7 protein-coding genes and 1 tRNA gene are annotated in these 15167 nt (G+C 39.3%); 7 read left to right on the forward strand and 1 reads right to left on the reverse strand.

The genetic code is table 11. From position 1 onward, the window contains the following. Nucleotides 1–85: 85 nt before the first annotated feature. Nucleotides 86–904 (reverse strand): mechanosensitive ion channel family protein, encoded by an 819-nt coding sequence (locus OIZ54_RS08150; RefSeq protein ID WP_024032471.1) that lies wholly within the window; start codon nucleotides 902–904, stop codon nucleotides 86–88. Nucleotides 905–1167: 263 nt separating this feature from the next. Between OIZ54_RS08150 and OIZ54_RS08155 the strand changes: the two genes are divergently transcribed. The 7 genes from OIZ54_RS08155 (at nucleotide 1168) to OIZ54_RS08185 (ending at nucleotide 14910) form a co-directional block, all read left to right on the forward strand. Beyond that, nucleotides 1168–1243, forward strand: a tRNA-His gene (locus OIZ54_RS08155). A 235-nt stretch (nucleotides 1244–1478) separates the two neighbouring features. Beyond that, entirely contained in the window at nucleotides 1479–2807 is a 1329-nt protein-coding gene (locus OIZ54_RS08160; protein WP_264390147.1) for a hypothetical protein, read from the forward strand. 11 nt (nucleotides 2808–2818) lie between these two features. After that, nucleotides 2819–3949 (forward strand): FecR domain-containing protein, encoded by a 1131-nt coding sequence (locus OIZ54_RS08165; protein WP_138577039.1) that lies wholly within the window; start codon nucleotides 2819–2821, stop codon nucleotides 3947–3949. Between the two features lie 86 nt (nucleotides 3950–4035). Beyond that, nucleotides 4036–10197: a beta strand repeat-containing protein gene (locus OIZ54_RS08170; RefSeq protein ID WP_264390148.1), complete on the forward strand. Its 6162-nt coding sequence runs from the start codon at nucleotides 4036–4038 to the stop codon at nucleotides 10195–10197. A 3-nt stretch (nucleotides 10198–10200) separates the two neighbouring features. Then, nucleotides 10201–11049 carry an MBL fold metallo-hydrolase gene (locus tag OIZ54_RS08175; protein WP_096739013.1) on the forward strand — a complete coding sequence of 283 codons (849 nt, stop codon included), beginning with the start codon at nucleotides 10201–10203 and terminating at the stop codon, nucleotides 11047–11049. Nucleotides 11050–11054: 5 nt separating this feature from the next. Beyond that, the gene (locus OIZ54_RS08180) at nucleotides 11055–13277 is read left to right on the forward strand and encodes a CHASE2 domain-containing protein (protein WP_413680484.1); all 2223 of its coding nucleotides are present in this window, start codon (nucleotides 11055–11057) and stop codon (nucleotides 13275–13277) included. Next, nucleotides 13249–14910: an HD family phosphohydrolase gene (locus OIZ54_RS08185; RefSeq protein ID WP_264390149.1), complete on the forward strand. Its 1662-nt coding sequence runs from the start codon at nucleotides 13249–13251 to the stop codon at nucleotides 14908–14910. Before OIZ54_RS08180 ends, OIZ54_RS08185 begins: the two co-directional genes overlap by 29 nt. The last annotated feature ends 257 nt before the right edge of the window (nucleotides 14911–15167 follow it).

Genomic DNA, 15167 nt, shown 5'->3' on the forward strand with positions numbered 1-15167 from the left:
TTAGTTGTTCTAAATGAGAATTTTTTAACGCAGATAGCGACACGTTTAACCCCGCAAAATGATTAAGTATTATTGCGGATTTGTATTAATCTTGCTTGTGTAAATGTACATCCATTTGTGGAAATGGGATTGTAATGTCTGCATCATCTAATGCAATTTTAATGTTCTCTAATAATGCCCAGTACGTTGGCCAGTAATCACCAGAGTTTACCCAAGGACGCACAATAAAGTTTACGCTTGAGTCTGCAAGTTCAGAAACTGCAACAGTGTATGCTGGATCTTTAAGTAAACGAGTCTCTGCGTCAAGTACTGACTGTAATACTTCTTTTGTTTTACGTAAGTCAGCATCGTAACCTACACCAATTACTAAATCGATACGGCGAGTAGACTCACGCGAGAAGTTAGTAATTGCACCAGACATAATTTGTGAATTTGGTACGATAATTACTTTGTTATCTGGAGTGCGAAGCTCTGTAGAGAATATTTCGATTTTTTTAACTGTGCCCATTTTACCGCCAGCTTCAACAAACTCACCAGATTTAAATGGACGAAGTAATATAATAAGTACGCCAGATGCAAAGTTAGACAGCGAACCTTGCAGCGCTAAACCAACAGCTAGGCCAGCCGCACCTAAAATAGCAATAAACGAGGTTGTTTCTATACCGATTTGCGAAAGTGCCATTAAAATAGTGGCAGCAAATACGATAGCATAAACTATACTCGATACAAATGAGCCTACAGCTTTATCAACTTTCTTTTTATCGAATGTTTTTTCTGTTAAACCTGCACAAAACTTGGCAATACGGCTACCAAGTAAAAAGATAACAAGCGCAATAACTGCTTGAATACCGTAGTGTAAAATTAGGCCTGAATTTTCGTTTAGCCAAGTAAGTATTGAATCCATAGTAACTCCAAATAGTTTTTATTAAGCAATTTCCCGCAAGTGAGTATACATTAATTTACATTTTATTCTCATTAAATAGTAAATTATCACTACAAAATAGTTTTTATTGTCAGCGCTATTACGCTACACACTCTTTATGAACCTTTACTGATAGTAGGCAATTTTATGAAATATTTATTTTTTTTGATTTTTTTTAATTTTAGGCTTCACAACATTTATAATATTATGTATTATGCGCGCCACACCAAACGAGGTGTGTAGTGGCGGTTGTAGCTCAGTTGGTAGAGCCCCGGATTGTGATTCCGGTTGTCGCGGGTTCAAGCCCCGTCAATCGCCCCATTCTTTTCCTTTTGTTCCTGTTTTATCCCCCGTTCGTTTTTAAATTTAAATTTGCTCATCTATCCTACTTTACCTAATACCTTACTTGATCAGATACTAAATTAGTTTGCTGTTTACAATCGCACAATAATGCACCAATATACTTTACATATAAACAGAAAGTGCTACCTTATTAACGTTTAATAGCATTTAGTATTAGCAAACCACCACTTCTTCTTGGGATATTCTAACGAGCATGATCAAACACGCTATTTTTATTTTATTACTTGGTTACCTTTCTTTTGCTAGCTTGAATGCAAAAGCTCAAAATAATATTTCCTATGTAAAGCTACTTGGTGAACTGCAATATTTAATTTCGCAAAAGCAATTTGATGAAGCATACAAAAGCAGTCAAAAACACTATAAATATTTGGGCGAACCTGATTTTGACTACTTACTTGGGGTTTCAGCACTAAATTCTGGTCTTTCTGCTCCGGCGGTATTTGCTTTTGAGCGAGTAATAGAAGCAAAACCACAGTGGTATGAAGCACGTTTATATTTGGTAAAATCTTATATTGCTGCCAATAATTTACCTGCAGCTAACGCTCAAGCGACTTTATTAATTAATACTGATACTTCACCAGAGGGTGTAAAAAAATCGGCTCGTTCTTTATTAGCAACATCACAGCACAAGCAGCGCTTAACAGAGCGTACATATGATCAGAGCATTGAGCTTGCATATGGTGTAGATGGTAACGTTAATGCAGGCACCTCTGAGGATACAATTTTAATCCCTAATTTGGGTGAGTTTTTACTATCACCAGAAAGTAAAAGCACCGACGATAATTATATAAAGCTAAATTATAAAGGGCGGTACTTTCACCCCATTGATCAGCGAAGCTCTTTTGCTTTAGGAGTAAATACCGATTGGTACAAATTTAATGAGCTATCTGAATATGACCGTATTAATACCAATATATCAGGTCGATACCAACAAAAGTTAAATGATAACACCCTGTGGTATTTGCAAGCTGGTATTACGCCTTTACTGTTAGATGGCGAGCTATACAGAACCGAGACATCATTAACAAGTGGAGCTAGTTACCAATTTGATAAACAATTAAGTGTATTTGGAGCGCTATCAATTGGCCTTATGAATAATACATTTGACGAGAAACTAGATAACTCCTTTTACACTCTTAATATAGGTGCAAGTTATCTGTCTCAAAAATGGTATCAAAGCGTTAGCGCAAACTTTAAAAATGAAAGCGCTAACATTGACGAAGGTGAGTTTAATGCAAGAAGCATTAGCGGAATTTATTACCAAATAAATGCATTACTTAGCCAACAATGGCAAGTCTCTGCACAAACAGGGTATCAATGGATTGAATATCAGGATGAGCACCCGCTATTTCTTCAAGAGCGAAGCGATAACCTATTGATACTTTCTAGCTCGTTACGCTACTTAGTTAATAAAAGTTTAGCGTTGCAATTAGCATTGAACTACCAAGACAAAACCAGTGATATTTCTTTGTTCGAATACGATCGCTTTGATACCAATATAAGCGCAAGTTACTCATTCTAATTAAGGTACTTATGAAACATTTAATTCCGGTATTAACCACCTTACTTTGTGTGAGTTTTTATTCTCAAGCGAGCACAACAGTTGCAGGAAAAACTATTTTAGCCCGGGGCGCTGTACTTGCTACAGATGCCGAATCCGCCCAACAACGAACACTTAAGCGACGCGACACGGTATATGGCGTTGATAAAATAACGACTGGCGAAAAAAGCAAAGCGCAATTTTCAATGTCTGATGGCGGCTTAATTGCATTAAAAGAAAACTCTGAGCTAAATATTGCTAACTATGAATTTAATACAACGACTCAGCAAGGCTCTGCCTCTATTGAGCTAATAAAAGGCGGGCTGCGTTCTATTTCGGGTGTTATTAAAAAAAATGGTGGCGCGTACAGTGTTAAAACACCGGTTGGATCAATTGGTATTCGCGGTACCCATTTTGAACTACAGCTTATAGATGGTGATATGTATGTAGCTGTTTGGGATGGCGCAATAGATTTAACATTAGAAGATCAAAGTGTTGTATCCCTTGGCAGTAATGAGCCTTTTTCTTTTGCGCAGGTTACTTCATTAGGGCGCGTGATTAAAACAACTCAGGCACCTGCTGTTTTTACCCAAACCATAGCAACTATTAGTGATGACACAAGTGCTGAGCAACCAACAGAGCAGCAATCAATAGTACAAAACAATACTTCAGAAAAAACGACAGATGCCGATATATCAATAACTGATGTTTATGCTCAGCAGCAATTTCAAGCGGTAAATGATGCAACCTTAATTGACCAAATCGCGCAGCGCCAAGGTGTTTTTAATTACCAAGCAACCAGCTTTGATGTGTCGTCGAGCCTAGGAGCAGTCAGTGATTTTTCTATGTCTATGTCGGTAGATTTTGATAACGGCACGGTTCCCGATGGTGAAATTAGCTTTAATGATGCTGGCGGCAACTGGTACGCAGCTTACAGCGGCTTAATTGATTTAACCAAACTAGATTTAGCCGTTACATTTGCTTCTCATAACAACAATAAAGCAACTGGCCAAATTGATGCTGTGTTTTTAAATGACATAGATACCATCACGGGTGATTTTAGCCTTAGTGAAATTAATAATCCTGCTGTAAATGCCGGTGGCGACTTTAGATTAGAACCTTAAGTAACCTGCACTGTGGGTAATAATTTTCTTAACTAGTATTCAGGTTAAGTAATTTGAATATAAAGCTTTTTATTGGAGTATGTAGAATGACAGCAAAGAACCTCTTTTTGCTCGGTTCAATGGTTTTTTTGCTTAGTGCGTGCGGAGGCTCCGATGAGACAGCTCAACAAGACTCAGAACAGCTACCTGTAGAACAAGTTACACCCACCCCTTCTGCTACACCGATAAACCTTACAGGTATAACGGGTAACTCTGTTGTTACTAAAACACAGGTGTCGGGTGCTGTCGCCTCTAGCAGAGGGGTTGTAGGCACAACGGTTGCAAACTCTCAGGCTACAATAACTCTTTCACAAATTAATGAAGTTATACAAGGCAATATCACTTTTTTACTTAGCGTATCTGATCCCGATGGCATTAGCGCAGTAAATTTAGTACTGCCGAGTGTAAATAAAAGCCTAGCACTTTGCACACAAGCATGTGGAACAGATTTTGAGCAGTCGGTTATAGGGTTGAGCCCTTACTTTTATGGCGTTGATCCTGGTGATCTACGCTTAGAGATATGGATCACCGATAGCCTTAACAACCAGGTACTTGCAGACGCAGTGACGGCTAATTGGCAACCCTACCAAATAGAAGGCACAACAGCACAGCGAGACGGAGAAACGATTAATTTAGCGTGGCAAGAAAACGAAAACTTAAACCGCTACAATATTTACTTAGCAACCGAAGCAGGCATTACCACCAGCAATATAAATACGCTAGAAAATGGCCAGCAGTTTTTAAGTGTATCTGGCTCTAGCTTTAGTGTAGACAACCTATTAGCTGATAAAAGCTATCAAGTTTTAATAACTGGTGTAGATGGCAGTGGTGAAAGTGGCTTTGCTGAGTTAATTAACGTAGCACCGCAAGGAGGAGAGCTAAACTTTGCGCCAAAAGCGGTAAACGATCAATTTTTAGTTAATGAAGATCAAGCCTTGCAAGGCAACGTTTTAACTAACGACACTGATGAGTACCAAGGGGAGCTATATATAAACACAACCCCTTTAGTTACCCCTCAGCATGGCAGTATTTCACTCAGCGAAAGCGGTGATTTTACTTATACCCCGCGAGCTAACTTTAACGGCATTGATGCATTTAGTTACCAAGTAATTAATGAGCTTGGGATGACAGATACCGGCATTGTAGAAATTACGATTAATGCTGTAAACGATGCCCCCATAGCCCTTAATAACACATACAACATAAGTGCTGACGGAACGTTATTAGTTGGCGCCCCCGGCTTATTAAATAACGACAGCGATATAGACCAAGATTTACTCACTCTAGATACAACGCCTGTTAGCCTACCAAGTAAAGGTACTCTCACACTTGTTGCTGATGGCAGCTTTGAATATGTAGGTAGTGCAAATATGCAAGGCACTGATAGTTTTCAGTACCGTATTTTTGATGCTCAAGGTGCTGAGGCTATTGCAAGTGTTACAATTAATGCACTGGATCAAAATAGCCCGCCTACTGCTGCAAACGATAGCTATAGTGTAGATGAAGATACCACACTTGTAGTTGATGCTAGCCAGGGTTTACTTGCTAACGACACAGACCCTAATAATGATACTTTCATCATTGATGATACTTATATTGTTTCACCTGCCCATGGGCAATTGCAATTAGCTACCGATGGTAGTTTTTCATATATTCCTGATGCTAACTACTACGGTATCGATGAATTTCAATACCAAGTGATCGACACTTTCGGTGCCACTGCCACTGCAACGGCAACACTCACAATAAATAGCACGCCTGATACCCCTAATGCTCAAAATGATGAATACCAATTTCAATATAATCAAACACTGGTTATTTCAGCTGAAAATGGCTTACTTAAAAACGATGTAAACATAGAGCCAGGTAATCTCACCGTTAACACCACTCCCGTAGTTAACGTACAAAGCGGTACTTTGGCACTTAACGTTGATGGGTCATTTTCCTATCAACCCGATTCAGATGCATTAGATGTTGATAGTTTTACTTATTCAGTTTCAAATGAACAAGGGCTAACATCCACAGCACAAGTTGTATTAAGTAAAACAGGGTCTAACTCCCCTGCTGAAGCTAATGACGATGAATATACGTTATTAGAAGACAGCCCAGCTACTTTGTTAAACGTATTAGAAAACGATACCGATGCCAACGGCGATACACTTACCCTTACTAATGTTACAAATACAATCGGCAGCGCACGCATTGTAAACAATAGAATTGAGTATACACCTGAGCCCAATTACTTTGGTGAAGTAACCCTAAACTATACGATTTCTGATGGCATTGCAGATGGCACGCCAGCTCAAAGTAGCGCAATAGCCACCCTCATTATTATACCGGTTAACGATGCCCCCATTGCGGTGGCTGATAGCGCCGCAATGCAAGAAGATGCATCGCCAATTTTAGTTGATGTGCTTGCCAACGATACAGATATAGACAGTGATAATTTAACTATAACAAGTGTTGGCACCGAATTTGGCTCAGCCAGTATTGTTGATAATAAAATTCAGTATAGCCCCCCCCCTCACAGTAATGGAGTTGCCATTGTCTCTTATACAGTATCAGATGGTAATGGAGCGAGTGCCAGCGCTAATTTACAAATAACTATATCTCCGACTAACAATGCACCCGTGGCAAATTCCGATAATATTACAATTGCTGAGGATGCACAGGCAACTTTAATAAATGTACTAAGTAATGATACTGATTTAGATGGCGACAACTTAACAATTAGTTCAGTAGTAAGTGATGTTGGTAATGTCTCTATTGCTAATAATCAAATTCAATATACACCTGAAGCAAACGATAATGGCACTGCCCGCGTTACCTACACTATTAGTGACGGTACGCAAAGTGCTACAGGTACGCTTACAGTAACAATTACACCTGTGAACGATGTCCCTGTAGCAAACCCTGATACTGCCACTATTTTAGAAGATGCCGCAGCAACAAATATAAATGTGCTGAGCAACGATACTGATATAGAAAACGATACTCTTTCTATTACTTCTGTAAATGCTGATGTTGGCGCTATTTCTAGCTCTGGTGCTAACGTTGTTTACACGCCAGAAGCCGACTTTAATGGCCAAGTAATCGTAAATTATATCCTAAGCGATGGTACAGACACTGCTGCGGGAACACTAACCATTAATGTAACCCCGGTAAATGATGCGCCTGTAGCGCAACCTGATACAGCAACAATCGATGAAGATGCTCCCGAAACAACCATTGACGTTATAAGCAACGACACCGATGCAGATGCAACCGATACCCTAGCTATAACAGCTGTTACAGCGGATATTGGTACAGCGAGCCTTGAAAATAATGAGATTAAATATACCCCCGCCTTAAACAACGAAAGCACAGCAACAATCACCTACACATTAAGTGATGGTACTGATGAGGTGCAAGGTAATTTAACCATTACAATTGTACCAATTAACGATGCTCCAACGGCAGTAAACCAAACCTTTGCTATTGGTGAAAATGCCACAGATGGAGAAACAATTGGTACTGTAACAGCGTCTGATATTGAAAATGATACCCTCACATTTAGCCTAAGCGGTGGCGAAACCTCATTATTTAATATTGATAGCAATAGCGGGTTGTTAACCGTAAATGGCAACAGTGCCTTTGATTTTGAAACAGCTACACAGCACACAGTTAATATAGATATTACCGATAACGGCTCTCCAAATGAAACCACTACAATAACCATTAATGTGAATATTACGGATGAAGAAGACCCGTTAATTCCTGTAGAAGATGATACATTTGGACGAGCGATTAGCGAACAGTTAGATCTTTCGAGCGTTTTTTCAAACGGTGAATTTAACGATAGCATTGAGCTTAACACTAACCTTTATTTTGTAGGTTACAATAACAACACAGATACAGATATCGTTGTTGTTTCTTATACCAATACGGGCGATTTAAACACTGCATTTAATAGCAGCGGCTTTAAAACGATAGATTTTGGTGAAGATGAAACAGGCACTGCTATCATCTCTGGTAATGGTGAGCTGTTTATAGGTTATTCAAGCTTTAATGGCTCAGAAACTGAAGCATGTTTATTAAAAATGAGTGCTACAGGCATTATAAGTACTAACTCTGGTGACGCTAACAGCGGTACTAAATGTACAACACTGGCTAGTGAATCTGTAATAAACGACCTTGAGTTCACCGATAATAAAATACAAGGCGTTGGCTACTCGGTAAGTGGCTCAGACAAAGACAGTTTATTTCTTAAATTTGATGTATCGTCCCTCGCTTATGAATCAGGCAGCCCAGGTATAGTGGATGTAAGTGGCCAGAACCTGGATGATGAATCTCACGCTATTAAAAACTTTGGTAACTCTGATTTACTTGTAGTGGGCAGCGCCATAGGTGAAGAAGGTGATTTAGATGCAACTATCAGATACCTTATTCCGGATGGCAACAATCGAGGAAGTTTTAACTCTGGCGAAGCGCTTATATTAGATTTATCGGATGAAGAAGGGGACGATGAGCTATTTGCTATTGGTGGCATAGACGCGATTAATTTTACTGCTTATTTAGGAGGTTATATTACTCGTCCATCAGGTGAAAAAGAAGCAGTTTTGATTTCAGTCGACCACTTAGGCGATATTGACGATGATGATATTGAAGAAGAAATTACAATTTATAATATTGATGGAAACTCGGGCTCTGCTAATGGCGGCGCACAAATAACGGGTGTGCAATACGCCCCTATGAGTAATCAACTAATTCTCTCAGGTACTACTGGTGTGGAAGCCTCTGGTGATACCCAAAACGAGCAACTATTTTCGGCGCGAGTATCTATATCTGATGGCGCGCTTGACACCAGCTACGGCAATGCAGGCATAAACATCGTCTCTAACGTTATCAGTCATCAATCTGCTAATGCATCAACTATTGATGTAAATGACACTCTGTGGCTATCAGGCAGATTTAACGATTCATCTAATGAGCCTTTTGTAACGTCAATAACGAGTGATGCAAATTTAAACACCGACTTTGCAATAAATGGCTATACAAGTATAAATGACTTAAGTGTTAGCTCAGACGACTTATCAATGAATGTATTGCAGCTACAAAACGGCGTGCAAGCCAATAAGTTTTTAAGTGCCTCTATTGCACAACTTAATACTAATAATAAGCTAGTGCTCACTCGCTATACCAGTGCAGGCATTATTGATACCAGCTTTAGCCTTGATGGTAGTAAAGCCCTAAATATTAATGTTGCCTTTAAAACCATTACTTTAAAAGAGCTTAGCGATGGCAGCATCATTATTGCGGGTACACTCATAAACGGTTTAAACGAAGAAGGCTTTATAGCAAAAATAGACCAGGACGGTTACCTAGATGAAAGCTTTGCCACCGAAGGTATTTATACCACTGTAGATATATTAAATATCAATATTAACTTTGCAGATGTTGCAGTAGATAGCAGCGGCTATATTGTTGCTGTAGGATCTTCGACTAATGCTTTAAGCGTAACAAGATCGTTTGCAACGATGTTAAAAAGCGATGGTAATTTAGAAAATAGCTTTGCTACAAGCGGTGCTTACTACGGCAGCGTAGATGAGTTTTTTGAAACACTCTATATAGATGCAAATAAAGATATATATATTGCAGGCAAGCAAGTATCTGGCAGTGACTCGCAATTAATAATGTTGAAAATAGACGACGATGCTAACGCGCTATTTAGCTATACAGATAGCCGCTCTTCGACAGATATTAGTAATAGAGCAGCAAAAATACTCGCCGATAGCGCGGCAAATCTCTATTTAGTTGCTAATGAAGGCACTACGCCAAACCAAGCGGTGATCATCAAGTTACAACCAGATGGAACTGAAGATACAAGCTTTGCCACTAGTGGTGTGGGGCAATATCAATTAGCACCAAGTTCTGATACTAAAGTTACCGATGCGGCGATTGATACTACAGGTAATATAATTTTATCAGGCATGAGTGATTCTAAAGGGGTGATTGGCCGTATATTAGCTAATGGCACTATCGACACCTTATTTGGAGAAAATACGCTTGGTTATTATCAGGCTAATCAATGCGATGGCACACATCAGTTTACATCAATGCTTTTACAAACAGATACCCAAGTGGTACTTAGCAGTACATGCTTTGATAATGCCTCTAATAATGTCAGTTTATCTAAGTTTAACTTTTACCCTGATGGAGTTAAGCCCTAAATTATGAAAGTTAAATTTTATGGCGTAAGAGGCTCAATGCCATCTCCGGGTGAGCATACGCACCTATTTGGTGGTAACACCTCATGTGTGTATGTTGAGCAAACAAATGGCAAAAGCCTGATTCTCGACTCAGGAACGGGCATTGCACAGTTAGGTGAAAAGCTCATAGAGCACACGACCCCCATTGCAATTTTATTAACGCATAATCATTGGGATCATATTCAAGGCTTTCCTTTTTTTAAGCCTATTTACCAAGCCGATCGTGATATAACCATTGTTGTAGGTGATGTTGAAGACGAGCAAACTAAAAATGCGATTTTAATGCAAATGTCTGGCTCTTTTTTTCCGGTTAGCTACCAACACTTACCTGCAAACATTACATTAAACACTCAGCTTGCTACTCAAAAAAACTTTACTCTAAATAGTTTTAACGTATTTACCGCGCCGTTAAATCACCCGGGCGGTGGTACAGCGTATTGTGTGCATGCTGAAGGCAAAAAAATTGCTTATATAACAGATAACGAATTGGCCCCACCCGGTGTTGTTAAAACCACAGTTACCCAGTGGGCTGATTTTATTAAAGATGCTGACTTATTAATTCATGATGCACAATTTACTACCGAAGAGCTCACGCTTAAGCACGGTTGGGGGCATAGTACATTTAAGCAAGTAGCTGAATTAGCAATGCAATCGTGTATTAAAAATTTAGCGATTATAAGCCACGACCCAACAAGAACCGATGACGAGCTACTCGCAATAGAAACACATTTACAGGCAAATTATGGCGAGCATATTAATATTGAATGTGCCAGAGAAGGCCGAACGTTTGAGTTTACGCCAAGTAAGGATTAATAGTTATTTCTCGCGTTTATATTCCTAAAATTTATCGCCACATATTTGTAGGCTTAGCCATTACGCTGCTTATAGCTGCTGTAGAATTATTCTCTAGTGGCGCATTAGCCAAGCTGCTCAATAGGGTCGAAGGTATTATTTACGACTCTAGGCTATTGCTAACTTTACCCGATACTCCCCGTCAGCTCGACGAAACCGTTGTTATTATCGACATAGATGAAAAAACGATGCAAGAGCAAGGGCGTTTCCCGTGGAGCCGGGCAAAAATGGCTGACCTGGTAAATAAACTCACAGAGGCCGGTGTTGTAGTTATTGCATTTGATATATTTTTTTCTGAACCGGAAACAAACCCTGTTAACCAAATTCAATCTAGAGCCCCTGATTTATTAAGTGCATACAAAGTAGCTTTAAATGATATTAAACATCAGGTAGATGCTGATACCACCTTTGCTAAAGCACTCAATAGTAACGATACCGTATTGGGTTTTTTATTAAACAACGATACCTACAAACAGCGTAACCCGTTGCCAGAGACAAGCGTACTATGGCCTAAGAGCGAGCAAAGTAACTCCCAAGTAACCCAGTTTTTAGGCGCTACTGTTAATATACCTATGCTGCAAAATAGTGCTACGGGCAACGGATTTATCAATGCTCACAGCGAAAACGACGGATTTATCCGTAAAGCGGCACTGGTTAATAGAGTAGGTGCTAAGCTCTACCCTTCTTTAGCACTTGAGGCAGCACGTTTATATACCTTAGCGGACAGTGTTGAAACACGCGCGAGTGCCCAAGGCGACCTGACTTTTTTTGAAGGGGTTAAATTTCATGAGCATTGGATTCAAACAGATGAGTACGGCCAAATTTATATCCCGTACAAAGGCCGTGCTAAAAGTTTTCAATATTACTCTGCCACAGATGTATTAACCAAAAAAGTTGCCGAGCAGCAATTAGAAGGCAGCGTAGCATTTATTGGTACATCCGCAATTGGTTTAGCTGATTTAAGAGCAACACCAGTGGGTTTACAATACCCTGGGGTAGAAGTGCATGCCAATATTTTTGAAGGGCTACTCCATCCAGAAATTTTACCTTCTCAACCCACATGGGCTTTAGGGGCAACATTATTAATAATTACCTTTGTGGGCTGTTGCTTATCGTTTTTAAGTTTTCGTAAAAGCGCCCGCTTTATTGTCACGCTTTCAGTGAGTATGGCCGGGCTGGTTATATTGCTTAATTTTTATTTATGGTCAGTACAAAAAATTAGTCTGCCGCTATTTATGCCGCTGTTACTTATTTCCCTATTAGCAGCCTACTTTGTTTTTATTGGCTCTATAGCAGAAATGAAGCACAGCCGAAAAATTAAATCGATGTTTAATCAGTATGTACCGCCTGATCATATTGAGCAGTTAATTCGCCAACGTAAACAGCTTACTCAGCAAAGTATAAAACGAAATATGACCGTATTATTTGCTGATATAAGAAGTTTTACTGCGCTGTCGGAAGGAATGAGCGCAAATCAATTAAGTGATTATTTAAATCAGTACTTATCGGCGACTACAAAAGTTATTTTTGATCACAGCGGCACTATAGACAAATACGTAGGCGATATGATTATGGCCTTTTGGAATGCCCCACTTGAAGATAGCGACCACGCAAAACACGGAGTTGAAGCAGCAATGGCAATGGTAGCAGGCCTTACAAGCCTTAATAAAGCATTTGCTGAGCAACAGCTTCCTCCCATTAGCATTGGTGTGGGTATAAGCACTGGCGAAATGAATGTTGGCGATATGGGCTCGGTGTACAGAAAAGCCTATACAGTACTTGGAGATGCAGTTAATTTAGGCTCAAGAGTAGAAAGCTTGACCAAATTTTACGGGGTAGCTATTCTGGTTACAGAAGAGACAATGCTTGCTTGTCCACATATTGCATTTCGCTTAATTGATAAAGTACAGGTAGTGGGTAAAGTAAATGCAACTGAGCTATATGAACCTGTCAACTTTATAGCTGATATAAGCGAAAGCCAGCTATTTGAAATTAAAAAGTCGTTCACTGCTATGCAGCATTACAATAATAAAAATTGGCAACTCGCTCTATCGTTATTTGAAGAGCTAAGTGAAACTAGCTTATTGACTGACCACGTTTACCACATTTTTATTAACCGAATTAAAAATACCGATTTGCAAACTTTAGCACAGGATTGGAATGGCGCCTTTATTCACAAAACAAAGTAGTAATAATATGTCTGAGTACATTAAAGATAGAACAAATCTTCATCACTTTATTGATATTAGTATTAGGCTAACAACAGAAAAGGATGCGAGTAAACTTCTTGAAGAAATTCTACAAGTTGTTATGTCTATTTCTAACTCTGACGCAGGGACTATTTACTCTATTACAGATGACAAGCAGCTAAAGTTTGAAACGGTTATTAATAAATCTTTAGACCTCTATTTAGGGGGAGCTTCAGGGAAGCCCGTTGACTTTCCTAATATAGATTTGTTTATAGATGGAAAAGAAAACAAAACAGCTATTGTCGCTCATGCGGTTAACTCTGGTGAGATTATTAATATTCCGGATGTCTACGCGGCCCTGCCCTTTGATATGAGCGCTGCGCGTAATATGGATGCGCGTACGGGATATCGTACTAAATCTATGTTAACGATTCCGCTAAAAGATCATACTGATGATATTATTGGTGTGATCCAACTTATCAACGTAAAAGATCAACACGACAATATAATCACTTATAGTGACGAACTTGTCACATTGATACGATCATTTGCATCGTTAGGCGCTATATCACTGACAAACTCTACCCTTATTAAGGGAATGGAAGAGCTATTTTCTAAGTTTGTAGAAACCATTGCTATGGCCATCGACGAAAAGTCCCCTCATACCGGCGGACACTGTAAGCGAGTTCCTGCGCTTACTTTAATGCTTGCTGATGCTGTGCATCAAATTGACCGTGGTCCCTTGGCTAACTTTTTAATGAGCGATTCAGACCGCCATGAGCTAGATATAGCAGGCTGGCTTCATGATTGCGGCAAAATAGCGACCCCCGATCACATCATGGAAAAGTCGACCAAGTTAGAAACTATTTTTGATCGTATTGAACACATTGAAGCTAAATTTGAAGTTATTAAACGTGATTTAGAAATAAGCTATCAAAAACAAATTATCTCTGCAATGAAGCTCAATAGGCCAATTGAGGTTTTACAATTTGAGCGCTTACTCGATACCGAATTAAAACAACTTTCTTTAGACCGCGCGTTTTTGCAAAGAGTTAATGTGGGTGGCGAGTTTTTATCAGATGAAGATGTTGCGAATATTGACCGCATAGCATCTCACTATCATTTAACTATAAACGGCAAAGATACCCCGTTACTAAACGCAGATGAAGTAGAGAATTTACAAATACGCAGGGGCACACTAACGCTCGGCGAGCGCGACGTTATGAAGCGCCATATGGATGTGACTAAAAATATTTTAGACACACTGCCATTCCCTAAACATTTAAGTAATGTGTCTGAATATGCATTGGGCCACCACGAAAAACTAGATGGTACAGGCTACCCGCAAGGATTAACTAAAGAGCAAATGTCGATTCCGGCAAGGCTAATGGCCATTGCAGACATTTTTGAAGCCTTATCAGCAGTAGATAGGCCTTATAAAAAAGCAAAGCCTGTGAGTGAGTGTTTAGCTATTTTAGGGAAAATGGTAGAGAACAACCATTTAGACGCCGATATATTCGCGGTATTTGTAGAGTGTGAAGTGTATAAGCACTACATAAATGAGTACGCAATTGCAGAGCAATTAGACTTTGTTGATTTAACCACCCTACCGGGCTATTCACCTATAAAATAAGCCGGCTTCACTTAGTCAAGCTATAAAAAATGCCACCTTGCGGTGGCATTTACACACGGGTTATTTCTACAAGTAGAAATTCTTTTTATTTTTGATTACTTTTAAACAAAAATTATGCCGTAAATGTAGCACTAAGGCCTATATCTAGCAATAAAAAGGTAACCTGTAGTTATAGATCACTTAATTAAGCAAACTGGTATTAGTAACCTAAGCTGTGTTGGATAAACCAATTTTTCATGGTTTATGGTGTCATCGTT

The organism is Pseudoalteromonas sp. A3 (assembly GCF_025942345.1).
Lineage (GTDB): Bacteria > Pseudomonadota > Gammaproteobacteria > Enterobacterales > Alteromonadaceae > Pseudoalteromonas > Pseudoalteromonas atlantica.